The sequence below is a fragment of the Pseudomonas sp. GNP013 genome (assembly GCF_054343995.1).
Window position 1 is genome coordinate 718111 of the sequence record NZ_JBTGUT010000001.1, and the last position, 25921, is coordinate 744031.

Below are 25921 nucleotides of genomic sequence, written 5' to 3' on the forward strand. Positions count from 1 at the left end.
GAAGAGAGCGGTTATCAACTAGACGAACAAGAAGACGCGGCACAGTAAAAAATCCTCACCCCGGCGCTGAACAATCGCGGCGAGGTGAGGCTGATGTCGTCAGATGTCCCAGATCAGGTTGATCGCAACGTTGCGGCCGGGCTGGGTCAGGCGGTCGAGGTTGGCCGGGCCGGTCACTGCCGCTTCGCCGACGCTGTCGTAGCTGCGCACGTCATCCCAGTTCCAGTATTTTTTGTCGGTGAGGTTGTAGAGGCCACCGTTGATGGTCACGTCCTGGCTGACTTTGTAGTACGCGCTCAGGTCGAGGATGCCAAAGCCCGGTGTCTTGAACGGGCCGCTGGTGTCGCCGTCCGGTGCGTGGAAGGTGCTGCTGTCGACGCGATGCTGCTTTTTCACCAGTGTCCAGCTCAGCAGGCCACCGTAGTTGTCCTGGTCGTAGCCCAGGCCGAACACGCCCTTGAGCGGGTTGACGCTGTTGAGCGGTTCGCCGTTTTCATCGTTACGACCGTAGGCATAGGACACCGCGCCCTGGGTGTAGAGACCCTGCGGCGCGCCGAAGGTATCCAGGTTGAGGCGGCCCTTGGCTTCGGCGCCCCTGACGGTGGCGCGCTTGATGTTGATGGCCTGGAACTGCTCCACGGTGCCGCCGACCACGGCGTTGTCTTCGTCGATGAAGTTGCGGTACTTGTTATAGAACACCGCGATCTCGAAGGAGCCTGCGTCGAATGCGCCGCGAATCCCGGTCTCGATCCCTTTGCTGGTTTCCGGCTTGAGGTCGGGGTTGGGTTCGACGGTGTAACCCAGGTTGAGGTTTTCGAAGCGGCCGTACAGCGACTTGGCGGAGGGCGTGCGGAAACCTTCGGCGTATTGGCCGAACCAGGTGTATTGATCGGTAAGGGCGTAGGTCAGACCAAACTTGGGCGTCACGCGGTGCCAGGTCTTGTCCTTGTCGCTGACCGAAGCCGCACCCGTGGGGTTTACGGTGTTGAGAAACGCCTGGGTCAGTTTCGGCTTGAGCTGGGTGTAGTCGTAGCGCACGGCGGGCAGGAAGGTCCATTTGTCCCAGGTGATCTGGTCCTGGGCGAACAGCGAATAGGTGTTGATGGTCGGGTCCGGGAAGTCGCTGGATTTCTTCACGCTGTCGCCGGCTTGCGGGCTCGGTGCACCGATGGCGGTGCAGCCACTGCCAACCGCCAGGCACGTGGCGGCGCCTTCGCGCGAACCGGTGACTTTCTGCTGTTTGAGCGTGGTGCCGTAAGTCACCTGGTGATCGGTATCGCCGAGGCTGAAGGCCTTGTCCAGTTGTGCATCGAATACCCATTGTTTTTCTTCGTACAGCGTGTCGCGGGTGCGCAGAACGCGGCGGCCCGACTGATAGATCTCGGCGGTGGTCTGGTCGGTCTTGGCGATCTGGTAATTGAGGCTGGTCTTGATGCGGTCGGCTATCGGCGACTCGAGGGAGAAGGTGTTTTCCAGGCCGAAACGTTCCCGGGTGATGGTGTCGTTGCCGCGCCGGTCGCGGTAGAGGTTGAAGCCGCGGCCGCCAATGAACGGGCCGCCCACCGCGTTTTTCAGGTTGACGTCGCGATCATCCTTGTACTTTTCGTAGGTCAGGCCCAGGCGGTTGTCGTCCCCGTAGTTCCAGCCCAGTTTGGCCAGCACGTTGGTGGTGCGCGCATCCTCCGGGTTGGCGCCGGTGCGGGCCAGGCCGGTGGCGTTGTTGCCGTCGTAGGACTGGGTTTCATGACCCCTGCGTTGGCTCAGGTGCAGCAGGCCGTCGACGTCCTGTACGCGGCCAGCGACGGTGCCGGAGGTCAGCCAGCTGTCGTCGGCGGAGCTATAGCCGGTTTTCAGGCGGGCGCCGACGTCCTGGCCCGGTTTGATGATGTCGTCCGGGTCGAGGGTGAAATAACTCACGGTGCCGCCGATGGCGCTGCTGCCGTAAAGGGCCGAGGCCGGGCCACGGAGGATTTCCACGCGCTTGACGATTTCCGGATCGACGTAGTTGCGGCGCGTCTTGGCGTAGGGGCCGTTGAAGAAGTTGTCCGGCACTTCGACGCCATCGACCTGGGTGAGGATGCGGTTGCCGTCGATCCCGCGAATGTTATACCCCCCGTTACCGGAGCGAGTACCTGCGCCGCCCACCGATACGCCGGGTTCGTAGCGCACCAGTTCGCGAAGGGTGTTCACGTTCTGGCGGTCCAGTTCCTGGCGCTCATGCACGGTGACGGTGCTCGGTACGCTGTCCACCGCCTGCTCGGTACGGGTGGCGCTGATGGTCACCTGTTGCAGGTTGACGGTGCCGCCGACGGCGCGTTTTTCCAGCACGATGTTGTTATTGCCCAGTTTGCGGTAGCTCAGGTTGGTCCCCACCAACAGCCGATCCAGCGCTCTCTCGGGTGGCAGTGCGCCGCGCACGCCTGGCGATGACACACCCTGGCCCAGCTCGGCCGACAGGCCTACTTGCCAGCCGGTCACGGCGGTAAAGGCATTGAGCGCCGAGACCAGTGGCTGCTGTTCAATGCTGAACGCGTAATTGCCATGGCTGCGCGGGGTCGGCTCGGCAGCCGCAGCGTCCATCACCGGCGCACCGGCCAGCAGGAGAGCGGCAGTCAGCAGGGACAATACGGGCGAGGAAGACCGACGGTTGAAACAAGAGGACATCGTGAACGCTCCGGAGGTACGAATCTTATAGTTGCGAACCGTTCCAAATAGGAATCAGTTGCATTGGCTATAACGAGACGTATCGCCGGTTAACATCGAGTAAAAATAATTCTCATTTAGTTGAGAATGACCAGCGCCGGGAATTCCGCGAGCCTGGCCGACGTGATATGAGCCAGGGAGCGCACCACGTCCAGCGGCTGGTCGAGGCGATAATTGCCGGTGACGGCGACGCTGGCGAGTTTGTCGTTGGTGTTGACGATCCAGCCAGGGTAATAGCGGCGCAGTTCGGCGAGCACTTCGCTCATCGGGCAGTTTTCGAACACCAGCCGGCCCTGTACCCAGGCCAGGTCCTTGGCCGGATCCAGTCGGGCAGGCGGGCCAAATCCCTTGGGACCGATGCGGATGCTTTCGCCGGCGCTCAGGCGCACGCGGGCATCGTCGAAGGTGTTGCGCAGGTCGACATCGCCGCGCTGCACCTGCACCTGCGCTTCGCCGTTGAGGTAGCGCACGGCGAAGGCGGTGTCGCGCACGCTGGCCCGCACCGGGCCGGCATCGACTTCCAGGGGCAGGCCGCGACTGGGCATGACCTCGAAAAAAGCCTCACCTTGATACAGGCGGGCAACGCGCTGGTGGTCCTTGATGCTGCTGGAGAACGCCGAGTTGGTGTTGAGCAGCACTGTGGAGCCGTCGTCCAGTTGCAGGCGCTGGCGCTCACCCACCACGGTGAGGTGGTCAGCCTGCAAGCGCGCGGGCAGGTTGCTGAAGCTCAGCAATCCCAGCACCAGCACAGCGGCGGTGGCCAGGGGTTTCCAGTGTGGCTTGATACGGCGCCAGACGCCGGGTTTGCGCGGCGCTGCCAGGGCGATTGCGGCACTGTGCACCGGCGCGCCGCCCCAGGCTGCCTGGGCGTTGGCGAAGGCGAGGGCGTGCGCCGGGTCGCTGGCCAGCCAGGCCTCGAACGCAGCCTGCTGCCCCGGTTGCGGGCACTGCAGCGCGATCAGCCAGTCGAGCGCCTGGTCCATAGCCGCGTCTTGCAACACCTCATGAGCCAGCTCATGGGGGCGCAGGTTATTCGGGTCGGTCACGGTGTGCCTCGGGTCTTCGCCACGTTCTAGTCATTGTTCCTGCAGGCCGGTTCGACAGTTCTGTCGGATGTAGCTTACGGCTGATCCAGCCTCTGGGCCACACCTACACAGATGGCCATGATCAGCTTCAGTTCCTTTTGCACGGTGCTCAAGGACACGTCCAATTGATCGGCAATCTCCTGGTAACTGCAGCCGTGCAGGCGGCTGAGGATGAAGATCTGCTGTTGGCGTGCGCTCAACTGACCGAGGCTGACGCTCAGATGCTCCAGCAGTTGCTCGGCCTGGGTGGCGTCTTCGGGCGTGCTGACAGGGGATGCGACGCTTTGCAGCACATCCAGTGGCACGTCTTCCTGCAACGTGCGGGCCTGAATTCGGCGCGCGCGCAGATGGTCCAGCGCCAGGTTGCGCGCCGTCTGGTAGACGAAGGGTTCGAGGTGATCGATCGGCCGCTCGCTCAGGGCCCGTGTGACGCGCAGGTAGGTTTCCTGCAACAGGTCCTCGGCGGTGCTGTGGTTATTCACCATCCGCTGCAAGGTGCGTAGCAGAATCACCCGTTGGGTGAGAAAGACATGGTTGAAGCGAGATTGGCTCACAGGGATACCAGGCCGGTTGCAAGCAAATGATAATGCTTATCAACAACGGAAATGGCAAGTGGCTATTGCTGTGAGCCGGTACCGATCAAATGTGGGAGGGGGCTTTTGTGACAGCCGGGCTTGCCCTAATGCCGTTCAGTTAAGCGCAGATTCCCCGTGGCGAGCAGGCTTGTCCTGCGTTGGGCTGCGCAGCAGCCCCAAAACCAGACGCTGAGCCGTATCAGGTACACCGCGTTTTGCTTGATTGGGGGCGCTTCGCACCCCAACGCGGGGCAAGCCCGCTCGCCACAATAAGCCCACACATTTTCCTTAACTGAACGGCATTAGGGCTTGCCCGCGATGCAGGCACCTCGGTATTTCAGTTCGACCGAGGTGATGCTATCGCAGACAAGCCAGCTCCCACAGGGACCTCTGTTGCCTGCTTACTGGGCGTTGCACAGCGCCAGGCAGTTATCCAGCATGCGGTTGGAGAAGCCCCACTCGTTGTCGTACCAGGCCAGCACTTTGAGCAGCTTGCCGCTGGCCTTGGTGTGGTTGGCGTCGAAGATCGACGACAGCGGATTATGGTTGAAGTCACTGGAAACCAGCGGCAGGGTGTTGTAGCCGAGGATCTTCGAGTGCTGGCTGGCTTCCTTGAGCAGTGCGTTGACCTCGTCGGCCGTGGCCTCTTTCTTCAGTTGCACGGTGAGGTCGACCAGCGACACGTTGATCACCGGGACCCGCACCGCCATGCCGGTCAACTTGCCCGCCAGTTCCGGCAGCACCAGGCCCACTGCTTCGGCCGCGCCGGTCTTGCTCGGGATCATGTTCTGCGTGGCCGAACGCGCGCGGTAAGGGTCGGTGTGGTAGACGTCGGTGAGGTTCTGGTCGTTGGTGTAGGCGTGAATCGTGGTCATCAGGCCGCTTTCGATGCCCAGTTCGCGGTGCAGCACCTGGGCCACCGGCGCCAGGCAGTTGGTGGTGCACGAGGCGTTTGAAATGATCTGGTGGGACTGACGCAAAATGTCATGGTTTACGCCGTAGACCACGGTGGCGTCCGCGCCCTTGGCCGGCGCGGAGATGATCACCTTGCGCGCGCCGGCGGTAATATGGGCGGCAGCCTTGTCACGCTCGGTGAACAGACCGGTGCATTCGAACACCACGTCGATCTTGTGCGCGGCCCATGGCAGGTCGGCCGGGTTGCGGATGGCGCTGACGGCAATCCGGTCACCATTGACGGTCAGGCTTTCCTGATCGTGGGCGACCTCTGCGTCGAAAGTGCCGTGTACGGTGTCGAATTTGAGCAGGTGGGCGTTGATCGAACTGTCGCCCAGATCGTTGATGGCGACGATCTGCAAATCCTGGCGGTAGCCTTGGGTATACAGTGCGCGCAGGACATTACGGCCGATACGGCCAAAACCATTGATTGCGATACGAAGAGTCATTGGAAGGTGCCTGTCGTCGATTTGTTGTAAGAATTACAAGATTATTCGCATAAAAATAGAAAACAAGCCTTTTTAGTGGCAATATTTTGTTCAATCTACAACGAGTGACCTGAATCAACTGGTCCGATGATCCAAACGACACCCTGCCATCCCATGCGCGCGGGCGTTTGATCAGCATAGACACTCAGGTCGCCACATCCGTTAGCCTGGAGTTCTACACATGCATCCCCGCGTCCTTGAGGTCACCGAACGGCTTATCGCCCGCAGCCGCGCCACCCGTGAGGCCTACCTTGCGCTCATTCGCGGCGCAGCCAGCGACGGTCCGATGCGCGGCAAGCTGCAATGCGCCAATTTCGCCCACGGCGTGGCCGGTTGCGGCACTGAAGATAAAAATAGTCTGCGCATGATGAATGCCGCCAACGTGGCAATTGTTTCTTCATATAACGACATGCTCTCGGCGCATCAGCCCTACGAACACTTTCCGGAACAGATCAAGACAGCCCTGCGCGAAGTCGGCTCGGTCGGCCAGTTCGCCGGCGGCACCCCGGCGATGTGCGACGGCGTCACCCAGGGCGAGCCCGGCATGGAGCTGAGCCTGCTCAGCCGCGAAGTGATCGCGATGTCCACGGCGGTTGCGCTGTCCCACAACATGTTCGACGCGGCGCTGATGCTGGGTATCTGCGACAAGATCGTGCCGGGCCTGATGATGGGCGCGCTGCGTTACGGCCACCTGCCGATGGTTTTCGTCCCGGGCGGCCCGATGCCGTCGGGCATCTCCAATAAGCAGAAAGCCGATGTGCGCCAGCGCTACGCCGAAGGCAAGGCCAGCCGCGAAGAGCTGCTGGAATCGGAGATGAAGTCCTACCACAGTCCCGGCACCTGCACCTTCTACGGCACTGCCAACACCAATCAGCTGCTGATGGAAGTGATGGGCCTGCACCTGCCGGGCGCTTCGTTCGTCAATCCGTACACGCCGCTGCGTGACGCGCTGACCCGCGAAGCGGCGCACCAGGTCACCCGCCTGACCAAGGCCAACGGCAACTTCACGCCTATCGGCGAGATCGTCGACGAAAAATCCATCGTCAATTCCATCGTTGCCCTCAACGCCACCGGCGGTTCCACCAACCACACCCTGCACATGCCGGCCATCGCCATGTCGGCGGGCATCATCCTCACCTGGCAGGACATGGCCGACCTCTCCGAAGTGGTGCCGACCCTGTCCCACGTCTACCCCAACGGCAAGGCCGACATCAACCATTTCCAGGCGGCGGGCGGCATGTCCTTCCTGATCCGCGAACTGCTTGAAGCCGGGCTGCTGCACGAAGACGTCAACACCGTGGCCGGCAAGGGGCTGAGCCGTTACACCCAGGAGCCGTTCCTGGTCGACGGCGAGCTGATCTGGCGCGACGGCCCCATCGAAAGCCTCGACGAAACCATCCTGCGTCCCGTCGCCCGTGCGTTCTCGCCCGAAGGCGGCTTGCGCGTGATGGAAGGCAACCTCGGTCGTGGCGTGATGAAAGTGTCCGCGGTGGCGCCGGAGCACCAGGTAGTCGAAGCCCCGGCTGTGGTGTTCCAGGACCAGCAGGACCTGGCCGATGCCTTCAAGGCCGGCCAACTGGAAAAAGACTTCGTCGCCGTGATGCGTTTCCAGGGCCCGCGCTCCAATGGCATGCCCGAACTGCACAAGATGACGCCGTTTCTCGGCGTATTGCAGGACCGCGGTTTCAAAGTGGCGTTGGTTACCGATGGGCGCATGTCCGGCGCGTCGGGTAAGATTCCTGCCGCGATCCATGTGAACCCCGAAGCCCAGAGCGGCGGGCCGCTGGCGCGCGTGCGCGATGGCGATATCATTCGCGTGGATGGCGTTACCGGCACCCTGGAGCTTAAGGTGGACGCCGAAGAGTTTGCAGCACGCACACCTGCCACGGGACTGTTGGGCAATAACGTGGGGGCGGGGCGCGAGCTGTTTGCATTCATGCGCTTGGCCGCAAGCTCCGCAGAGCAGGGCGCCAGCGCCTTTACCTCTGCCTTGGAGACGCTTAAGTGAAGCTAGCGCTGGTCGGTGATATCGGGGGCACCAATGCCCGTTTTGCGTTGTGGCGCGATCAGGCGCTGCATTCGATCCGGGTGCACGCCACGGCGGATCACCAGAGCCCGGAAGAGGCGATCAAGGTTTATCTCAAAGAAGAAGGCCTGGAAATCGGGGACATCGGCGCGGTGTGCCTGTCGGTGGCCGGGCCGGTAAGCGGGGATGAATTCAGGTTCACCAACAACCACTGGCGCCTGAGCAAGACGGCGTTCTGCCAGACGTTGCAGGTGGATGAGCTGCTGCTGGTGAATGATTTTTCGGCCATGGCCCTGGGCATGACCCGCCTGCAGCCGGATGAATTTCGCGTGGTCTGCGAAGGCACGCCGGAGCCGTTGCGCCCGGCCGTGGTGATCGGGCCGGGCACGGGGCTGGGCGTCGGTACGTTGCTGGACCTTGGTGCAGGCCGGTTTGCCGCATTGCCGGGGGAGGGCGGCCACGTCGACCTGCCCCTGAGCAGCGTGCGCGAAACCCAACTGTGGCAGCACATTCACGGCGAAATCGGCCACGTCAGCGCCGAAACCGCATTGAGCGGTGGCGGACTGCCGCGTCTGTACCGGGCGATCTGTGCGGTGGATGGGCATGTGCCGGTGCTGGACACGCCTGAAGCCATCACGGCGGCCGGCCTGGCCGGCGACCCGGTGGCGACGGAGGTGTTGGATCAGTTCAGCATCTGGCTGGGCCGGGTTGCCGGCAACAACGTGCTCACCACTGGCGGGCGCGGCGGCGTGTATATCGTGGGCGGCGTGATCCCCAGGTTTGCCGACTTCTTCATCAACAGTGGTTTTGCCAAGAGTTTCAGCGACAAGGGCTGCATGAGCGACTACTTCAACGGCATTCCTGTGTGGTTGGTGACGGCGCCGTATTCCGGGTTGACCGGTGCGGGCGTCGCGCTTGAACAGGCTTTTGCGTAGGGGCTGATGGCCTCATCGCAGGCTTGCCTGCGATGGCGGCCTAAAGGGCGCCAGATGCTTTAAGCTTGTCCCCACCATCCAGGAGGCCCCCCGTGAGCGTAATCAGTAAATCCATTCTCCTCGTCGACGACGACCAGGAAATCCGCGAATTGCTGCAAACCTACCTCAGTCGCGCCGGCTTCCAGGTGCGTGGCGTGCCCGACGGCGCGGGGTTCCGTCAGGCGATGAACGAGGCACCGTGCGACCTGGTCATTCTCGATGTGATGCTGCCGGACGAGGACGGCTTCAGTCTGTGCCGCTGGATTCGCCAGCATCCGCGTCAGGCGCAGGTGCCGATCATCATGCTCACTGCCAGCTCCGACGAAGCCGACCGCGTGATCGGCCTGGAACTGGGCGCCGATGACTATATCGGTAAGCCCTTCAGCCCTCGAGAGTTGCAGGCCCGGATCAAGGCGCTGTTGCGGCGCTGCCAGTTCGGCCAGGAGCGCAGCGGCACGGCGGATGTGCTGGTGTTCGATGAATGGCGCCTGGACATGATCAGCCACCGGCTGTTTCACGTGGACGGTGAAGAGGTGATTCTGTCCGGCGCCGATTTTGCCCTGCTCAAATTGTTTCTGGATCACCCGCAACAGATCCTCGACCGCGACACCATCGGCAACGCCACCCGTGGCCGTGACCTGATGCCCCTGGACCGGATCGTCGACATGGCCGTCAGCCGCCTGCGCCAACGCCTGCGCGACACCGAAAAACCGCCGAGGCTGATCCGCACCGTACGCGGCAGCGGTTACCAACTGGCAGCCAGCGTGGTTGCCGGCAATGCCCATTGAGCCGGTAGCCGAACGCCGACGCCGCATTCCGGTACCGCGCTCGCTGCTGGGGCGCATGCTCCTGCTGACCTTGCTGGTGGTGCTGTTTGCCCAGGCGCTGTCCAGCGTGATCTGGGTGTCGCAACTGCGCGCTACTCAACTTGAAGGCCTGGTCACCAGCGCGCGCAGCCTGGCGCACTCGATGACCGCCAGCGTGAGCTATTTCCGCTCGCTGCCGGTGGCCTATCGCCCGTTGGTGCTGGACCAATTGCGCAGCATGGGCGGCACGCGGTTTGTCGTGACCCTCAATGATCGTCCGCTGGACATGGCGGTGCTGCCACAGACCCCGCGCAAGCAGGCGGTGCTGCAGGCGGTCGACGAGGTGCTGCGCCAGACCCTGGGCGGCGATGTGCTGATCTCGGTGGAGTTCGTCAGCGCCGAAGACCTGCGCATCTTCAATGCCGGCCTCAAGCTCGATGAGCTGCCGCGCTCCTGGGCGCATTACGCGCTGACCCTGGAGCCGGTTAACCCGCCGGTGCTGGTCACGCAGATTCAGCTCGCCCCCGGCGAATGGCTGTACATCGCCTCGCTGCTGCCCGAGCCGTACACCAGTCTTGAAGAACAAAGCCTGCCATCGCAGCAGGTGTGGTTTATCGTGCTGACCAGCGGTTTGCTGCTGCTGTTCATCGGCTTGCTGGTGCATTGGCAGAGTCGCCCGCTCAAACGCCTGGCACGGGCGGCGCGGGACATGTCCCTGGGTGCCGATGTGGAGCCGGTGGCCGAGGGCGGTGGCAGTGAAGTGGTGGAAGTGGGGCGCGCCTTCAATGCCATGCGCGAACGCATCAGCCGCTACCTGACCGAGCGCAGCCAGTTATTCAGCGCGATTTCCCACGACCTGCGCACGCCGATCACCCGCCTGCGCCTGCGCGTGGAATTGCTCGAAGACGAAAACCTGCAAGCCAAGTTCGGCCGGGACCTGGACGAGCTGGAACTGCTGGTGAAGGGCGCGCTGCAATGCGTGAAAGACACCGACATCCACGAAAACATCCAGCCGGTAGACCTCAACCACGTGCTCGAATGCCTGGTGGAGCCTTATCTGGCGCCCAACGGCAATGGTCGCGTGACGCTGAACGGATATGCCCTGGCGGCCTATGCGGGCAAGCCGCTGGCGCTCAAGCGCTGCATCGGCAACCTGATCGACAACGCCTTGAAGTATGGGCAGAACGCCCATTTGCACATCGAGGACGATGGCGCGCAGTTCATTCTGCACGTGGACGATGAAGGGCCCGGCGTGCCGGAGCAGCGTCTGGAACAGGTGTTCGAGCCGCACTTCCGCCTCGCCGGGCACCAGCAGGGTTATGGACTGGGGCTGGGGATTGCGCGCAACATTGCCCATAGTCATGGCGGGGAAGTGAGTTTGCAGAATCTGCGCGAGGGTGGGTTGCGGGTCACGTTACAGCTGCCCCGAACGCTGGACTGAAGAGCAACATGTGTCAACTGTGGGAGGGGGCTTGCTCCCGATGGCGGTGTGTCAGTCAGGTTATGTGTTTCTGACCCACCGCCATCGGGAGCAAGCCCCCACATTTTGGTCTTCATTCGGTCAGATGCTTTGGCGCAGGCGGGCCAGGTCTCTCAGGGGCGGCGCACCAAACAACCGGCTGTATTCCCGGCTGAACTGCGACGGGCTTTCATACCCCACCCGATACCCCGCCGCCGACGCTTCCAACCCTTCGGCAATCATCAACCGGCGCGCTTCCTGCAGGCGCAGTTGCTTCTGGTATTGCAGCGGGCTCATGGCGGTGATCGCCTTGAAGCGGTGGTGCAAGGTCGAGACGCTGAGGTTCACCTCCCTGGCCAGGTCATCGATGCGCAGCGGTTGCTCATAGTTGCCGTTCAGCCAGGTGATCGCCTGGCTGACGCGATGACTCTGACTGTTGGCCACGGCAATCTCATACAGCCGATAACCCTGCGGCCCACGCAGCAGGCGATAGAGAATCTCGCGGTTGATCAGCGGTGCGAGCATCGCTATATCCTTTGGGGTATCCAGCAGCCGCGTCAGGCGCAGCACCGCATCGAGCAGCGCGTGGTCGATGCGGTCGACGTACATCCCGCGCGACGTCGGCCGCGAAGGCACGCCCATCGGACCCGCTTCTGCAATCAGGGCCGTCAGTTGCGCCGGGTCGATATTGATGCGCACCGACAGGTTGGGATCTTGCGGCGTGGCATCGATGACCCTTCCTGCCACCGGCATCGCTACCGAAAACACCAGGTAGTTGAGCGGGTCGTAGGCGAAGATTTCGTCGGCCAGGCGCACTTCCTTGCTGCCGCTGGCGAGGATGCACAGGGCAGGCTCCACCAGTACCGGCATGAAGTCGCGCGGCGTATTTTGACGGTTCAGGTACAGCGAGGTAATCGCCGTGCCGTAGGAACCTTCTTCCCAGGTATGGCGTTGCACGATGCCGGCGAGTTCAGCGCGCTGTTTTTCCATCTCGGCATCGAGGGGAAGAAGCTTGGGGTCGGGCAACGACATGGAACGTCCTCTGCGTGTTGCTTTGATGGACTGAGCTTAGCGGCGGATTTTCAAAGCGTGTTACGTCGATCCTGCACAATCATTGCCTGATCCTGCGAATAGGCGTGAATCAGGCAATGACGAGGGCTGTCATCGTCCGCAAATACTGAGCAGCGTCTGGAATAAACAGTGGGCGGCAAACGTCCTGCCTACGCTTTTCGCAGGATTGTGCAATAAGCCTGCAGGATTCGACTAACCGCGCGTCCAGCGGTGGCCTTATCGTTGATCCTGTGGCAACACGCCCCCTCAGTGCTTGCCGAGCATCACTTCTCAACGGGAGAGTCGAACATGTCCACCCCCATTCCCGCGAGCCATATGGCCTTTATCCGTGCCCGTAGCGGGTGCAGCACCGAACTCGGTGCACGCTTGAGCAGTTTGATCGAACCGGGCCGTCAGGCTCAGGGTTGCCTGCAATTTTCGTTGCAGCATTCCCACACCGATCCCGATGTATGGCTGATTTCGGGCTTCTGGAGCAGCGAGCAGGCGATGAGTGCCTACTTCAATTCGCCGGCGCTGATGATCTTCACCGAGCTGTTGAACGACATGGTGGTGCGCAGCATCGACTTCCAGACGTTCACCGACGCCTCTGCCATCAACGCCTATGGCGAGTACCTGCAACTGGCCGGTTAGGGTTTAGAATGGCCGACTTTCAATTGGCCAGGACCTGCAACATGGCACGCAAACAATTTGCCCATCACGAAGCCGTTTCCGCCGTAGTACCGGGTGAAGGAGGCTACAGCGCCGCCGTTGCCGTCAAGGCACTGGATGGCATGGGCGCACCGCAGTTTCACAAGATCCTTGACGGGCAGCGGTTCAAGACGGCGTCCGACGCGGATGACGCGGCCGCTGTGCAGCTCGAGCGATTGATCGATGTCGACGAAGAGGGCGTGCTGAACTGGGAGCCCGCCAATAACTGAACCTGTGGGAAGGGACTTGCGCCCCTCCCACCTGTGGCTGCATTGCAATCAGGGTTTGCCGGCGCCTGGGCGGTACATCTTGAACAGCGCCTCCGGGCCCAGCTGGAAATAATCTGCCGGACCGCCGCCACGCAGGATCGGCTCGGCGGCGGCGGTATCGTAGATGCCGTCCTTGAGCAGCCACTTGGCAATGTGCACCGCCACCACTTCGCCCAACACCAGCCAGCTTGGCACCAACGCTTTGTCAGCGCGCTGCAACTGGATGATCTGCGTCACTTTGCACTCGAATGACACCGGGCTTTCGCCCACCCGTGGCACACCGACGATTTTCGAGGCCACCGGCGTCAGGCCGGACAGTTCGAATTCATCCACTTGCGGCGCGACGGCCGCGCAACTCTGGTTCATCTGCTCGGCCAGCGGGCGGGTGGCCAGGTTCCACACAAACTCGCCGGTCTGTTCGATGTTGTTCAAGCTATCTTTGCGTCCGACACTGGAAAACCCGATGATCGGCGGAATGTAGTTGAACGCGTTGAAAAAGCTGTAGGGCGCCAGATTCAGGCGACCCTCGTGGTCGTGGGAAGAGATCCAGCCAATCGGGCGCGGGCCGACAATCGCGTTGAAAGGATCATGGGGCAAGCCGTGGCCGTTGGCGGGTTCGTAGAAATGGATAGCGTCAGACATGGGCCGGGGTTCCTGCTGAGTGGTTCTCGATGGCGGTCATAGTGCAGCCCATGGTTGCGAATTTCCATCGACCCCATGGAATTTTCATTCATTGCCCACCTATTTTTCATAGCGTGCCGTTCAGTCTGCGCCCGAGGTCGACACCCTGTCGGTCGACTAATGAAAGACTGTGCGTCGGAGCCTTCTCGCCCATGAATAAACTTCCTCAGATCACGCTTGCGTTCTGGGTCATGAAAGTCTGCGCAACCACCCTGGGTGAAACCGCCGGTGACTTGTTGTCTATGACCTTGAATGTCGGTCGAAAATCTATAACCCCGTGCTGTACTGGATCGTGAGACTGTCCACCAGCACTGCCGACACTACCATGTCCGACTTCATGGACCGTACGCTGGGCTGGGTTATGCCACGTGAACAAGATCCAGACCTTTCGCGGTGAGCTGTTCTACTGGATGGCGATTCTGTTTTCCAACACCCTGGGCACGGCGCGTGCTGACCCGGCCGTTCGGTGCAACTCTGGGTGACTTCCTGACCAAACCCCATGAAAAGGGCGGGCTGGACTTTGGCACCATCGGCTCGTCGGCGGTGCTGGTGGTGATGATCGCCGGGGCGGCGTATGCCCAGCGCCAGTATGGGCATAAGGAGGCTGTACAGTTCTCATGATGGGGGCTGGTGCGTTTCCAGGCCCGCCATATTGCGAGCTTGGAAATTTCATCATTGCGGTATCCATGGTATGGCCAGGGCTAGCGTGATGAGGTAGCGCTCTTCATTGGGATTACGATAATCCTTGAACCGATTAACCAACAACATCACTTGGTACTTGTCCCCGGCTTGCCAATACGACACGCCTCCACGGTTCACATCTCGCAACTGGGCGTGCCATTGCGGCGTGTCGGCAAAGGGTGGATTGTCCTTGATATGAATCGGGATCCAGCCGCCTTTGCGCCATTGGTCTTGCAAGTCCAATACGACCTTGAGTGTGTCGTCGAGCGATATGGGCTCGATTTGAGGGGACATTCGAATACTGCCTATCCGCTCATTATCAAAGCCTATCGTGAAGAAGCGAGCGAGAGGTGTCAGGAATCCATATTCCGCATCCACAAGCCGCAATCGGGCATCCGACTTGGGGATCCTGAACCAGTGACGTCCGGTAATGGCGGGGTCTATCGTTGCGCTGGAGCGCTGCCGCATGTCTTCCCAGGCCTCGCCAGGCGTCAACGCAATCTCCGGCTCGTCGGCACCGAGGCGTATCGCTAACCCTACGAGAAGTATGGCAGCGACCAGTCCAAATCCGACACGTCGCCGACCGGTTTGCGTGATCCTGCTCATTGGACACCCCGGCCTCCAGCGATATCTTCCAGGGACTGTTCGATTCGCTGCCGCTCAATGCTATGCAGAAGTGCGTCAAACTGCGCAGCAGCCTTCAGCACGAAGGTCATGCGTTGGTCGATATCGGCCAGGTTGGCGACGGGATTATTGCTGAATTCAATGGTTCGGCCGTCTTCGACGTGGCGGCATTGGCTTGCCAGCGTCAGTTCAATGGCTTGAGCGACACCGGACGGTATCCCGGTGACGTAGGAGAGATGGTTGCTACGGAGTAGGGCTACCAGTTTTGGGTCACCGTACATTGTGGGTTGAAGAATATTTCGTTGTTCGTGGTCAGCGAGATACTCAACACTTTCGGTAATGTTGCCAGCATCTATGGCCTCGAAGGCTTGCAGGATTTCCTTGTGGCTCGTACCAAACGTCAGCGTCTCTTGCCCAACCGGCCAAAGCACTGGAGATTGGCTGTCCCGATAGATATTCCTGCGTAAGCGTAAGCAGGTCCTCAGCCCATCCAATCCCTTATCTTTATAAAAAGCATGCAACGGAAACACATCCAAAAACAGCGTCGTATTCCCCATCGCCATCATCTCGTACACATGCTGATAGAGCTGTTGCACGGTCGATAACGGCTCACCGTTAGGCCGCCAATCAATTCCCGGCACCGGGTTCTCGCGATTGGCACGTTCATATTCACGCTGCCGTTGCTCGTACTCCTGTAGCTTCGCCCGTCGTTCACGCTCCTCGGCGCTGAACAATCCCCAAGCCCCTTTGCGGGCACTTCTTCTCAACAGCTCCGCCGCCTCGTATTCCGTCTGAATGTTCTCGATGGATTCAGCCGCATGCAGCAGCCCGCAGCCCACTTGCTTGGACGCAAATGCCGCCAGCCCTGCCCACTGAAAGCGGTTATCCAATAGCCATAGCTGTGCGTAAGCCGAGTTGATGACCCGGTTGCGCAACCGGGGATCGGCAATCAACTGGCCGCCAGGAGCAACGATGTCTTCTGCCTGCTTCTGGTAGAAGCGCCAATTACGCTCGCAGGATGAGTCGAGCATCTGGCTCAAGGCTGAAGCGGAGGGCTTTGGAGGCGGGGAGAGTCGTACCGTGGCCGCTTGGGCTTGGGGTGTGGTGGATGCGGGGCTGGCTCTGTTGAATACCGAGGTGTCTTCAGCGGTAATGGTCTGATACCGCTCGAACTGGTCAGCAATCAGGCGAGGCGACGGGTCGCATTTGCAGTAACAAAGATCGTCCGAGAGCGCCACTTTTCGCCCCCGCGCGTTCTGGCTCAGGCGCGGGCCGACGCAGGCAATCACTCCCGTGGTTTTGCAGGCCGGGCAAAGTACCTCGTGGCCTTCAAGTGCGATGTCTACCTGCTTGATGCCGAAGCCGCTCAAACCGCCTATTACGGTACCGCCCGCAGTCGTTTTGGCTCCTCGGGTAATGAAATATCGCCGCATGCCGGATATGTCTTTTTATTAGAAGGGACGAGCACTCTAGGGGAGTGGGCGATGTACGAGAAGTCAGACGCTTCTTGGTCTGGTGTAGGTGGCTTCCGCAGTCGGTTCAAATGAAAAAGGGGTCATGTCATCAGCTGACATGGCCCCTTTTTTACACCTCCCGAACCCTTAGTCCGTGGTGATCCGCGAATGCTTGCGGGTGTCCTTCATGGTCACATACACCAACAGCGACACCGCAATACACGCGGTCACATACCAGTAGTAACCCGTCTCCATGCCAATGCTCTTGAACCACAGCGCGATGTATTCGGCGGTGCCGCCGAAAATCGACACGGTCAGTGCGTAGGGCAGGCCCACGCCCAGTGCGCGGATTTGGGTCGGGAACAGCTCGGCCTTGACCACCGCGTTGATCGAGGTATAGCCGCTGACAATGACGAGCGCCGCCATGATCAGGAAGAACGCGCCCCACCAGCTCTGGATGGTGTGCAGGGTGGTCAGGATTGGCACAGTGAAGAGGGTGCCGAGAATGCCGAAGGCGATCAGGATCGGCCGCCGACCGACCTTGTCCGACAGGCCGCCGACGAGGGGTTGCAGGCACATGAACAGAAACAGCGTCGCCGCCGAAATGGTGGTGGAGTCGGAAATGCTCATCCCCACCGTGTTCACCAGGTATTTCTGCATGTAGGTGGTGTAGGTGTAGAAGGCCAGTGTACCGCCCATGGTCAGGCCGACCACGGTCATCAGTTCCCTGGGGTGGCGCATCAAGGTGCGCATGGCGCTTTCCCTGGCTTTTTCCTTCTTGATGAACGACTCGGTTTCTTCCATGCCGCGCCGCAGGTACAGCGCGACCACTGCGCACAGGGCGCCGATGGCGAACGGGATACGCCAGCCCCAGGCGTACAGTTGCTCGGTGGTGAGCAGTTGTTGCAGTACGATCAGCACCGCCAGCGCGATGAGCTGGCCGGAGATCAGGGTCACGTACTGGAAGCTGGAGTAGAAACCACGACGTTCCTTGGTCGCCATTTCGCTGAGGTAGGTGGCGGACGTGCCGTATTCGCCGCCAACTGACAGGCCCTGCAGCAAACGGGCAAATACCAGCAGGATGGGTGCACCGATACCAATGATTTCATAGCCCGGGCTGAGAGCAATCAGCAATGAGCCAAAGCACATCAAGTAGACCGAGGCCATCAGGGCTTTTTTACGCCCGACCTTATCGGCATAAAGGCCCATCAGCCAACCGCCGATCGGGCGCATCAGGAAGCCTACGGCAAAGATCGCGGCCGTGTTGAGCAGTTGGGCGTTGGTGTCGCCTTTGGGGAAGAAGGTCTTGGCGAAGTACAGCGAGAAAGCAGCATAGACATACCAGTCGTACCACTCGACCATATTGCCGACCGATCCGCTGAAGATCGACTTGATACGGCTGGAAGTGGTGCGTGCCGGCGCAGCCGCCGAGCCCAGAGGCAGGGAGTTGGAGTTATCCATCTAAGGATCCTTCATCTAGTTGTTTTTATGGCGCGGCGCGAACGCAGCGTGGTTCGGCTGTAGCAGGAGCTGTGCCAAACAGATGAAGGCCCGCGATAGAAGGGCTACAAGATTTTTTTGAGCGGAAAGTCGCTGATGGTTTTGCGGTGATGAGCGAAAATCCGCTGATGGCTGCTGGCGTCATCGCAGGCAAGCCAGCGCCCACCTTTGCAATGCATTCCCCTGTGGGAGACGGGCTTGCCCGCGATGGCGGCTTGGCAGGCGACGCCGATATCGACCTACAGAAATATCTCCCGCACCAACCCATGGCGCTGCATCTTTTCATTCAGGGTCCGACGCGGCAGTTGCAGCTCCGCCAGTACCGCTCTGATATCGCCGTTATGTCGGCTCAACGCAGCTTTCAGGCAATGGGCCTCAAACGCCTCCTGCTGCGCCGCCAGCGATTGCCCGACCTCAATCCCCTCCGGTTCTGGCTCGCCCAGCCCCAGCACCTGACGCTCGGCGGCGTTGGCCAGCTCCCGCACATTGCCCGGCCAGTCGTGGCTGAGCAGGCGGCCCAACTGCGGCCCGCTCAACGGCTCGACGTTGCGGCCAAGGCGTTCGGCGGCGCTTTGTGCAAAGTGCTCGTACAGCAGTGGAATGTCTTCGCGACGTTCGCGCAGCGGCGGCAGGCGCAGTTGGACGACGTTCAATCGATACGCCAGGTCTTCACGAAAGCGTCCAGCGCGGGCCTCTTCGAGCAGGTCCGGCTTGGTGGCGGCGATGATGCGCAGGTCCACCTGGATGCTTTGGTTGGAACCCAGTCGCTCCAGTGTCTGCTCCTGCAGCACCCGCAGCAATTTCACTTGCTGGGCCAGGGGCATGCTTTCGATTTCATCCAGGAACACTGTGCCGCCGTGGGCGTACTCGAGCTTGCCGATGCGCTTGCCCTGAGCACCCGTGAAGGCGCCGCTTTCGTGGCCGAACAGTTCGGCTTCAAACAACGGCTCGGGGATCGCCGCGCAATTGAGCGCCACGAACGGCTTCTTCGCCCGTGGCCCGAAATCATGCAGGCAGCGCGCGACCAACTCCTTGCCGCTGCCGGTCTCGCCGCGAATCAGCACATTGACCGGCAGGCTCGCCAGGTCCAGCACCTGGCGGCGCAATGTTTGCAGGCCTTTGGACACGCCCAGCAGGCTGGTTTCCAGCTGCGCGCGATGATCGGCCTGCTGATGCAGGCGACGGTTCTCCAGCACCAGCCCGCGTTTGTCCAGCGCACGGCGCAGACTGTTGAGCAGGTCCTGCGGGCTGAATGGTTTTTCCAGGAAGTCGTAGGCGCCGTCGCGCATAGCTTCGACCGCCATCGGCACATCGCCATGGCCGGTGAGCAGGATCACTGGCAAGTCGGCATCGCGGCGTTGCACTTCGGCCAGCAGCTCCAGGCCACTCAAACCCGGCATGCGCACGTCGCTCAGAATGACTCCGGGGAAATCCCTGGGCAGTTGCGCCAGGCACTCGTCGGCACGGCTGAACAACTGCACGTCAAATCCGGACAGGCTCAACCATTGCTCGACGGCCGTGCGAATGCCGGCTTCGTCATCGACCACCATTACTGCGTTCAACATAGGTCTGGCGTCTCCAGCGCGACGGGCAGGGTTAGGGTGAATACCGCGCCATCGCCACGGTTACCGGCGCTCAGGCGCCCGCCCAGTTCGTGCACGATAGCGTAGGATACCGCCAGCCCCAAGCCGAGTCCGTCTCCCACCGGCTTAGTGGTAAAGAACGGGTCGAACACGCAGGGCAGATGCTCTTCGGCAATCCCGCCTCCGCTGTCGCTGACAGTCAGTTGCCAGCATTGCTCATCGGCGTGCAGGCGTATTTCCAGACGTTTGCGCGGCGTGTCGGCCATGGCGTCGAGGGCGTTGCGCAGCAGGTTGATCAGCACCTGTTCCAGGCGGATTGCGTCGCCGCGCACCCAGGCCGGGCGAGTCAGGTCCAGCCTCACGCCGATGGCTTCATCACGCAGGCGCGCGTCGAGCAAGTGCAGGGACTGGTCGACCACCGTGGCCAGGTCGAGCCGTTCGCGCAGCCCACTGGGGCTCTTGCGGGCGAACGTCTTGAGGTGGCCGGTGAGGGCGGCCATGCGCGTGAGCATTTCGTCCAGCGGGGTGAGCGCCTGGTAGGCGTCATCCACGCGGCCGTGGTCCAGCAGCAGGCGCAGCGTCGCCAATTGCATGCGCTGGGCGGTCAGAGGCTGATTGATTTCATGGGCAAGGGCGGCCGACATCTGCCCCAGCGCCGCCAGCTTGGCCGACTGCACCAGGCCGTCCTGGGCAGTGCGCAGCGCCTGGGTGCGTTCATCGACCAATTGTTCAAGCTCTTCGCGACTGCGCTGGCGCAGACGGGCCAGGCGCCAGCGCTGGCTGAGGAACAGCACCAGGAACACCAGCGCCAGCCAGGACCCGGCGGCGGCCAGGCCAGCGTTGCGCTGGTCTTCGAAGGCGGACTGCGGCTTGCGCAGCAGGTGCAGGGTCCAGCCCTCGGCTTTGAGCGGCATGGATTCCCAGATGTAATTGGCATTGCCGTCAGGACCGTTGACGCGCATCAGGTGGCTGTTTTCGCCGAAGCGTTGCAGGGTGCTGGTGTCCAGCGCTTGCAGGTATTTCTTGTCGTACTGGCGCGTGGCTTTGAGTTCGGCCTGGTCGCTGTCGGACAACGGCCGCAGATTGCGATAACGCCAGCCCGGCTGATTGGCGATAAACACAATGCCCCGCGCATCGCTGACCAGCAGCAGGTCGTTGCCCTGGGCCCACTCGCGTTCAAGTTCGGGGAATTCCAGTTTCACCACCATGGCGCCGAGGAACTGTTCGTTCTCGTCGAGCACCGCGCTGGAGAGAAAGTAACCCGGTATGCCGGTGGTTACCCCCACCGCATAAAAACGCCCGGTGCCCTGGCTCAGGGTCTGGCTGAAATAGGGACGAAATGCGTAGTTGTGGCCCACGTAGCTGCTCGGCAGGTTCCAGTTACTGGCTGCGACCGCGAGGCCAGTGCGGTCCATCAATTCGAGGGTGGAAGACTGCGCGGCGCTGTTGATGCGTTGCAGCTTGCGATTGAGCACATCCTGAGTGGCGGCGTCCAGCGGGCCCTTCAGGGCGCGGATCATTTCCGAGTCCAGCGCCAGCACGGCAGGCAGCGCGCGGTAGCGTTCGATCAGGGTGTGCAGCGAGTTGGCGTACAACGCGAGCTGCTGATTGGCGCGAGCGGCATCCTCCACCAGCGCCTGGCGCTCGGCTTGACGTGTGGCAAGGGCGGCGGCCAATAGCGCACCGGCGATGATCAGCAGGGCGTAGAAGGTGAGGCGCAGGGGGCGGGTGATCACGATCATACGGTGATGAGCAGGCGCAGTGGGGGGAGCGCACCATAGCATGCGCTGCTTGAGTCTGTGGCGAATGGGCTTGTGTGGGAGGGGGGCTTGCCCAATGTCGTTCAGTTGAGCCCGCTCCCACATTTGACTGTATTTTCACAATAAAAAAGGCGACTGGGCTTTGGGCCGCAGTCGCCTTTCTCCTTGCGGGACTGTGCTTACTGCACTTCCACCGCCAGGCTTTCACTGATCTTTTTCTGCCAGATGGCGGGACCGGTGATATGGACGGATTCGCCCTTGCTGTCCACCGCAACGGTGACCGGCATGTCTTTGACGTCGAACTCGTAGATCGCTTCCATGCCCAGTTCGGCGAAGGCCACTACACGCGACTTCTTGATGGCCTGCGCCACCAGGTAAGCGGCGCCGCCCACGGCCATCAGGTACACGGCCTTGTGGTCCTTGATCGCTTCGATGGCGGTCGGACCGCGCTCGGATTTGCCGATCATGCCCAACAGGCCGGTCTGCTCGAGGATCTGCCGGGTGAACTTGTCCATCCGCGTAGCGGTGGTCGGGCCCGCTGGGCCAACCACTTCTTCGCGCACCGGATCAACCGGGCCGACGTAGTAGATGAAGCGGCCCTTGAGGTCCACCGGCAGGCTTTCGCCCTTGTTGAGCATCTCGACCATGCGCTTGTGCGCGGCGTCGCGGCCGGTGAGCATCTTGCCGTTGAGCAACACGGTTTCGCCCGGCTTCCAGCTTTGCACGTCTTCAGCAGTAAGGGTGTCGAGGTTGACGCGACGGGCCGACGGGCCGGCTTCCCAGACGATCTCCGGGTAGGCATCCAGCGGTGGCGCTTCCAGCGACGCCGGGCCGGAACCGTCCAGCACAAAGTGCGCGTGACGGGTGGCGGCGCAGTTGGGGATCATGCACACCGGCAGCGAGGCTGCGTGGGTCGGGTAGTCCATGATCTTCACGTCGAGCACGGTGGTCAGGCCACCGAGGCCCTGGGCGCCGATGCCCAGTTGGTTGACCTTCTCGAACAGCTCCAGGCGCATCTCTTCGATACGGTTGGAGGGGCCGCGCTTTTTCAGCTCGTGGATGTCGATGGATTCCATCAACACTTCCTTGGCCATTACCGCAGCTTTCTCGGCGGTGCCGCCGATGCCGATGCCGAGCATGCCCGGTGGGCACCAGCCGGCGCCCATGGTCGGAACAGTCTTGAGCACCCAGTCGACGATTGAGTCGGACGGGTTGAGCATGGCCATTTTCGACTTGTTTTCGGAACCACCGCCTTTGGCGGCCACGTCCACTTCCACGGTGTTACCCGGGACGATGGAGTAGTGGATCACGGCGGGGGTGTTGTCCTTGGTGTTTTTACGCGCGCCGGCCGGGTCGGCAAGGATGGAGGCGCGCAGGACGTTTTCCGGCAGGTTGTAGGCGCGACGCACGCCTTCGTTGATCATGTCGTCCAGGCCCATCGTGGCGCCATCCCAACGCACGTCCATACCCACGCGCACGAACACGGTGACGATACCGGTGTCCTGGCAGATCGGGCGATGGCCGGTGGCGCACATGCGCGAGTTGATCAGGATCTGCGCCATGGAGTCACGGGCCGCTGGCGATTCTTCGCGCAGGTAGGCTTCGTGCATCGCCTGGATGAAATCCACGGGGTGGTAATAGGAGATGAATTGCAGGGCGTCGGCAACGCTCTGAATCAGGTCGTCTTGCTTGATCACGGTCATGAGTCGCGCTCCTCTATAAGGGAACATTCAATAAAGGTGGCTTCAGTGAAGTGCATCGGTCGGCTGAAGCCACCTTTCCAAGGCACGTCACAGTGGTGCAAGGCGCGACGCTAAAAAGGCGCGGCAGTATAACCCGGTGCGGTGGGTGATACACCCGGCTATGGTCAAACTGTCGCAGGCATGATTCCCTGTGCGCGTCCCTTCTGATTGAGCCTTTATATGCCTGAACTGCACGTCGGTGAACGCCACTGGTCGGTCCCCACCGGCAGCAACCTGCTGGATGCCTTGAATCAGGCGGGCGCGGCCGTGCCTTACAGTTGCCGGGCGGGCAGTTGCCATGCCTGCCTCGTGCGCTGTCGCGGCGAAGTTGCAGACAAACAGCCCGATGCCCTGAGCCCGGCACAACGCCAGGACGGCTGGCGCCTGGCCTGCCAGTGCCAGGTGATCGGTGATGTGCAGGTCGAAGCCTTCGATCCCTTGCGTGACGGTGTGGCGGCACAGGTAATGGCGGTCGACTGGCTGAGCGCTTCGGTACTGCGCCTGCGTGTGCAGCCGGAGCGTGGTTTGCGTTACCGGGCGGGGCAGCATGTGGTGTTGTGGGCGGGGCAGGTGGCGCGGCCGTATTCGCTGGCAAGCTTGCCGCAGGAGGATCCGTTTCTGGAGTTTCATCTGGATTGCCGCTTGCCCGGCGAATTCAGCGATGCCGCACGAGGGTTGGCCGTCGGTGATCGCCTGCGCCTGGGCGAACTGCGCGGCGGGGCGCTGCACTACGATTCGGACTGGCAGGCGCGACCCTTGTGGCTGCTGGCCTCCGGCACAGGCCTCGGCCCGCTGTGGGGCGTATTGCGCGAGGCGGTACGTCAGGATCACCAGGGTGCGATCCGCGTGATTCACCTGGCGCATGATGTCGACGGCCATTACCTGGCAGGCCCCTTGGCGGCCCTGGCCACCAGCCATCCCAACCTGACGGTGGAGCTGTGGACGGCGGCAGAGCTTGACCAGGCATTGGCGCAACTGCGGGTGGTTTCCCGGCAAACCCTGGCGTTGCTCTGCGGGCATCCCGCCAGCGTCGAGGCGTTTTCCAAGCGCCTGTTCCTGGCGGGCCTGCCGCGCAATCAACTGCTGGCCGATGTGTTCCTGTCCCGCGGTTAAGCGGAGCACATCAGCCCCTTTGAAAGGCAAAAAGCCCCGCCATTCACATGGCGGGGCTTTTGTTTTTCAGCGAGTCACTCAGAACTGCGGGTCACCTACGTGCAGAATCTTCATGCCATTGGTGCCACCGGTGGTGTGGTAGCTGTCGCCCTTGGTCAGGATGACCCAGTCGCCCTTCTCCACAACACCGCGTTTGATCAACTCGTCGATGGCGGCCTGGCTGACTTCATGAGGCGGCAGCGAAGCAGGATCGAACGGCACGGTGTAGACGCCACGGAACATCGCCGCGCGGGCCTGGGCTTCGCGGTGCGGGGTGAACGCGTAGATCGGCACCGAGGAACGGATACGCGACATGATCAACGGCGTGTAGCCACTTTCGGTCAAGGCGATGATCGCTTTCACGCCCGGGAAGTGGTTGGCGGTGTACATCGCCGCCAGGGCGATGCTCTGGTCGCAGCTTTCGAAGACCTTGCCGATACGGTGGCTGGAGGTCTTGCTGGTCGGGTGCTTTTCGGCACCGACGCAGATACGCGCCATCGCCTGCACGGCTTCCAGTGGGTACGGGCCAGCGGCACTTTCGGCCGAGAGCATCACGGCGTCGGTGTAGTCGAGCACGGCGTTGGCCACATCGGACACTTCGGCGCGGGTCGGCATCGGGTTCTGGATCATCGACTCCATCATCTGGGTCGCCACGATGACCGCTTTGTTGTGGCGGCGTGCGTGCAGGATGATTTTCTTCTGGATGCCGATCAGCTCGGCGTCGCCGATTTCCACACCCAGGTCGCCACGGGCAACCATCACGGCGTCGGAGGCCTTGATCAGGCCGTCGAGGGTTTCGTCATCGGCCACGGCTTCAGCGCGTTCGATCTTCGCCACCAGCCAGGCGGTACCGCCGGCTTCGTCGCGCAGTTTACGGGCGTATTCCATGTCGGCAGCGTCGCGTGGGAAGGATACGGCGAGGTAGTCCACTTCCATCTCGGCGGCGAGCTTGATGTCGGCCTTGTCTTTTTCAGTCAGGGCCGGGGCGGTCAGGCCACCGCCGCGACGGTTGATACCTTTGTGGTCCGACAGCGGGCCACCGATGATCACGGTGCAGTGCAGTTCAGTCGGGGTGGCGGTGTCGACGCGCATGACCACGCGGCCATCGTCGAGCAGCAGTTCGTCGCCGACGCCACAGTCCTTGACCAGATCCGGGTAATCGATACCCACGACCTGCTGGTTGCCGTCGGTCAGCGGATGGCTGGTGGAGAAGGTGAACTTGTCACCAATCTTCAGCTCGATGCGCTTGTTGGTGAATTTGGCGATACGAATTTTCGGGCCTTGCAGGTCACCCAGCAACGCGACGAAGCGGCCGTGCTTGGCGGCCAGATCACGCACCAGCTTGGCGCGAGCCTTGTGCTCGTCCGGGGTGCCGTGGGAGAAGTTCAGACGGGCAACGTCCAAACCAGCCAGAATCAGCTGTTCGAGGACTTCCGGCGAGTTACTGGCCGGGCCAAGGGTGGCGACGATTTTGGTGCGACGGACGGACATGCACAGACTCCTGAGTTCAAGCGCTGGGGAAGGCTACTATGCTCTTTGGTTGTAGTCATTGTTCGTTTGCACTACTTATCGACGATTGGCTGGTTTGAGCGTCAATTGAATAGACGAACATCCTTGAAGATTTTCGACGAGGGGTCGATACACTGC

The 25921-nt window shown here is 61.7% G+C and carries 20 protein-coding genes and 1 pseudogene; 8 read left to right on the top strand and 13 right to left on the bottom strand.

The features are described from left to right. Positions 1 to 99 precede the first annotated feature (99 nt). The 4 genes from ACXX81_RS03275 to gap all read right to left on the bottom strand — a co-directional run bounded on the left by ACXX81_RS03275 (position 100) and on the right by gap (position 5766). The gene (locus tag ACXX81_RS03275; protein ID WP_458571200.1) at positions 100 to 2664 is read right to left on the bottom strand and encodes a TonB-dependent receptor; all 2565 of its coding nucleotides are present in this window, start codon (positions 2662 to 2664) and stop codon (positions 100 to 102) included. A 116-nt stretch (positions 2665 to 2780) separates the two neighbouring features. After that, complete coding sequence (locus ACXX81_RS03280) at positions 2781 to 3749, bottom strand: FecR family protein (RefSeq protein WP_231423200.1); 969 nt, start codon at positions 3747 to 3749, stop codon at positions 2781 to 2783. 74 nt (positions 3750 to 3823) lie between these two features. Further along, a complete protein-coding gene (locus ACXX81_RS03285) occupies positions 3824 to 4342 on the bottom strand; it encodes an RNA polymerase sigma factor (protein WP_209984357.1) in 519 nt (172 codons plus the stop codon). 422 nt (positions 4343 to 4764) lie between these two features. Then, positions 4765 to 5766 carry a type I glyceraldehyde-3-phosphate dehydrogenase gene (gap, locus tag ACXX81_RS03290; RefSeq protein WP_458571201.1) on the bottom strand — a complete coding sequence of 334 codons (1002 nt, stop codon included), beginning with the start codon at positions 5764 to 5766 and terminating at the stop codon, positions 4765 to 4767. Positions 5767 to 5986: 220 nt separating this feature from the next. Here gap and edd point away from each other — a divergent pair, with 220 nt between their 5' ends. The 4 genes from edd to ACXX81_RS03310 all read left to right on the top strand — a co-directional run bounded on the left by edd (position 5987) and on the right by ACXX81_RS03310 (position 11052). Further along, on the top strand, positions 5987 to 7813 hold the full coding sequence (gene edd / locus ACXX81_RS03295) for a phosphogluconate dehydratase (RefSeq protein WP_057007204.1): 1827 nt from the start codon (positions 5987 to 5989) through the stop codon (positions 7811 to 7813). After that, positions 7810 to 8766: a glucokinase gene (locus ACXX81_RS03300; protein WP_209984354.1), complete on the top strand. Its 957-nt coding sequence runs from the start codon at positions 7810 to 7812 to the stop codon at positions 8764 to 8766. The genes edd and ACXX81_RS03300 overlap by 4 nt, the downstream gene beginning before the upstream one ends. Before the next feature lie 92 nt (positions 8767 to 8858). Continuing rightward, a complete protein-coding gene (locus ACXX81_RS03305; RefSeq protein ID WP_003237599.1) occupies positions 8859 to 9593 on the top strand; it encodes a response regulator in 735 nt (244 codons plus the stop codon). Further along, positions 9583 to 11052, top strand: coding sequence for an ATP-binding protein (locus tag ACXX81_RS03310; protein WP_458571202.1), 1470 nt, complete (start codon positions 9583 to 9585; stop codon positions 11050 to 11052). Before ACXX81_RS03305 ends, ACXX81_RS03310 begins: the two co-directional genes overlap by 11 nt. 120 nt (positions 11053 to 11172) lie before the next feature. On the opposite strand, the gene ACXX81_RS03315 is transcribed toward ACXX81_RS03310, so the two are convergent. Continuing rightward, entirely contained in the window at positions 11173 to 12102 is a 930-nt protein-coding gene (locus tag ACXX81_RS03315; RefSeq protein ID WP_231423198.1) for an AraC family transcriptional regulator, read from the bottom strand. 327 nt (positions 12103 to 12429) lie between these two features. On the opposite strand from ACXX81_RS03315, the gene ACXX81_RS03320 reads away from it, so the two are divergent. Next, positions 12430 to 12771 carry an antibiotic biosynthesis monooxygenase family protein gene (locus tag ACXX81_RS03320; RefSeq protein ID WP_458571203.1) on the top strand — a complete coding sequence of 114 codons (342 nt, stop codon included), beginning with the start codon at positions 12430 to 12432 and terminating at the stop codon, positions 12769 to 12771. Between the two features lie 8 nt (positions 12772 to 12779). Then, positions 12780 to 13058 carry a hypothetical protein gene (locus ACXX81_RS03325; protein WP_209984343.1) on the top strand — a complete coding sequence of 93 codons (279 nt, stop codon included), beginning with the start codon at positions 12780 to 12782 and terminating at the stop codon, positions 13056 to 13058. A gap of 48 nt (positions 13059 to 13106) precedes the next feature. Here the strand turns inward: ACXX81_RS03325 and ACXX81_RS03330 are convergent, their stop codons facing one another. Next, a complete protein-coding gene (locus tag ACXX81_RS03330; RefSeq protein WP_458571204.1) occupies positions 13107 to 13739 on the bottom strand; it encodes a flavin reductase family protein in 633 nt (210 codons plus the stop codon). 191 nt (positions 13740 to 13930) lie between these two features. Here ACXX81_RS03330 and ACXX81_RS03335 point away from each other — a divergent pair. Beyond that, positions 13931 to 14399: pseudogene (locus ACXX81_RS03335) on the top strand (COG4705 family protein). 51 nt (positions 14400 to 14450) lie between these two features. On the opposite strand, the gene ACXX81_RS03340 reads toward ACXX81_RS03335, so the two are convergent. From ACXX81_RS03340 to ACXX81_RS03365, 6 genes are all read right to left on the bottom strand, one after another. Then, positions 14451 to 15065, bottom strand: coding sequence for a hypothetical protein (locus ACXX81_RS03340; RefSeq protein ID WP_458571205.1), 615 nt, complete (start codon positions 15063 to 15065; stop codon positions 14451 to 14453). Further along, positions 15062 to 16516, bottom strand: coding sequence for a PAAR domain-containing protein (locus tag ACXX81_RS03345; protein ID WP_458571206.1), 1455 nt, complete (start codon positions 16514 to 16516; stop codon positions 15062 to 15064). Before ACXX81_RS03345 ends, ACXX81_RS03340 begins: the two co-directional genes overlap by 4 nt. A 168-nt stretch (positions 16517 to 16684) precedes the next feature. Further along, the gene (locus ACXX81_RS03350) at positions 16685 to 17998 is read right to left on the bottom strand and encodes an MFS transporter (protein ID WP_458571207.1); all 1314 of its coding nucleotides are present in this window, start codon (positions 17996 to 17998) and stop codon (positions 16685 to 16687) included. 278 nt (positions 17999 to 18276) lie between these two features. Beyond that, positions 18277 to 19602 carry a two-component system response regulator MifR gene (gene mifR / locus ACXX81_RS03355; protein WP_458571208.1) on the bottom strand — a complete coding sequence of 442 codons (1326 nt, stop codon included), beginning with the start codon at positions 19600 to 19602 and terminating at the stop codon, positions 18277 to 18279. Next, complete coding sequence (locus ACXX81_RS03360) at positions 19596 to 21362, bottom strand: sensor histidine kinase (protein ID WP_322214409.1); 1767 nt, start codon at positions 21360 to 21362, stop codon at positions 19596 to 19598. Before ACXX81_RS03360 ends, mifR begins: the two co-directional genes overlap by 7 nt. Before the next feature lie 197 nt (positions 21363 to 21559). Beyond that, positions 21560 to 23083, bottom strand: a complete 1524-nt coding sequence (locus ACXX81_RS03365) for a fumarate hydratase (protein ID WP_209984327.1) — start codon at positions 23081 to 23083, stop codon at positions 21560 to 21562. 219 nt (positions 23084 to 23302) lie between these two features. On the opposite strand from ACXX81_RS03365, the gene ACXX81_RS03370 reads away from it, so the two are divergent. Continuing rightward, a complete protein-coding gene (locus ACXX81_RS03370; RefSeq protein ID WP_231423193.1) occupies positions 23303 to 24235 on the top strand; it encodes an iron-sulfur-binding ferredoxin reductase in 933 nt (310 codons plus the stop codon). Between the two features lie 78 nt (positions 24236 to 24313). Here the strand turns inward: ACXX81_RS03370 and pyk are convergent, their stop codons facing one another. Then, on the bottom strand, positions 24314 to 25765 hold the full coding sequence (gene pyk, locus ACXX81_RS03375) for a pyruvate kinase (protein WP_209984319.1): 1452 nt from the start codon (positions 25763 to 25765) through the stop codon (positions 24314 to 24316). Between the last annotated feature and the right edge of the window lie 156 nt (positions 25766 to 25921).

Coding starts and splice junctions, on each gene's coding strand:
- ACXX81_RS03365 (WP_209984327.1), bottom strand. CDS start 23,083: ATGACCGTGATCAAGCAAGACGACCTGATTCAGAGCGTTGCCGACGCC.
- ACXX81_RS03310 (WP_458571202.1), top strand. CDS start 9,583: ATGCCCATTGAGCCGGTAGCCGAACGCCGACGCCGCATTCCGGTACCG.
- pyk (WP_209984319.1), bottom strand. CDS start 25,765: ATGTCCGTCCGTCGCACCAAAATCGTCGCCACCCTTGGCCCGGCCAGT.
- ACXX81_RS03275 (WP_458571200.1), bottom strand. CDS start 2,664: ATGTCCTCTTGTTTCAACCGTCGGTCTTCCTCGCCCGTATTGTCCCTG.
- mifR (WP_458571208.1), bottom strand. CDS start 19,602: ATGTTGAACGCAGTAATGGTGGTCGATGACGAAGCCGGCATTCGCACG.
- ACXX81_RS03320 (WP_458571203.1), top strand. CDS start 12,430: ATGTCCACCCCCATTCCCGCGAGCCATATGGCCTTTATCCGTGCCCGT.
- ACXX81_RS03350 (WP_458571207.1), bottom strand. CDS start 17,998: ATGGATAACTCCAACTCCCTGCCTCTGGGCTCGGCGGCTGCGCCGGCA.
- ACXX81_RS03370 (WP_231423193.1), top strand. CDS start 23,303: ATGCCTGAACTGCACGTCGGTGAACGCCACTGGTCGGTCCCCACCGGC.
- ACXX81_RS03360 (WP_322214409.1), bottom strand. CDS start 21,362: ATGATCGTGATCACCCGCCCCCTGCGCCTCACCTTCTACGCCCTGCTG.
- ACXX81_RS03325 (WP_209984343.1), top strand. CDS start 12,780: ATGGCCGACTTTCAATTGGCCAGGACCTGCAACATGGCACGCAAACAA.
- edd (WP_057007204.1), top strand. CDS start 5,987: ATGCATCCCCGCGTCCTTGAGGTCACCGAACGGCTTATCGCCCGCAGC.
- ACXX81_RS03340 (WP_458571205.1), bottom strand. CDS start 15,065: ATGAGCAGGATCACGCAAACCGGTCGGCGACGTGTCGGATTTGGACTG.
- ACXX81_RS03330 (WP_458571204.1), bottom strand. CDS start 13,739: ATGTCTGACGCTATCCATTTCTACGAACCCGCCAACGGCCACGGCTTG.
- ACXX81_RS03315 (WP_231423198.1), bottom strand. CDS start 12,102: ATGTCGTTGCCCGACCCCAAGCTTCTTCCCCTCGATGCCGAGATGGAA.
- ACXX81_RS03345 (WP_458571206.1), bottom strand. CDS start 16,516: ATGCGGCGATATTTCATTACCCGAGGAGCCAAAACGACTGCGGGCGGT.
- gap (WP_458571201.1), bottom strand. CDS start 5,766: ATGACTCTTCGTATCGCAATCAATGGTTTTGGCCGTATCGGCCGTAAT.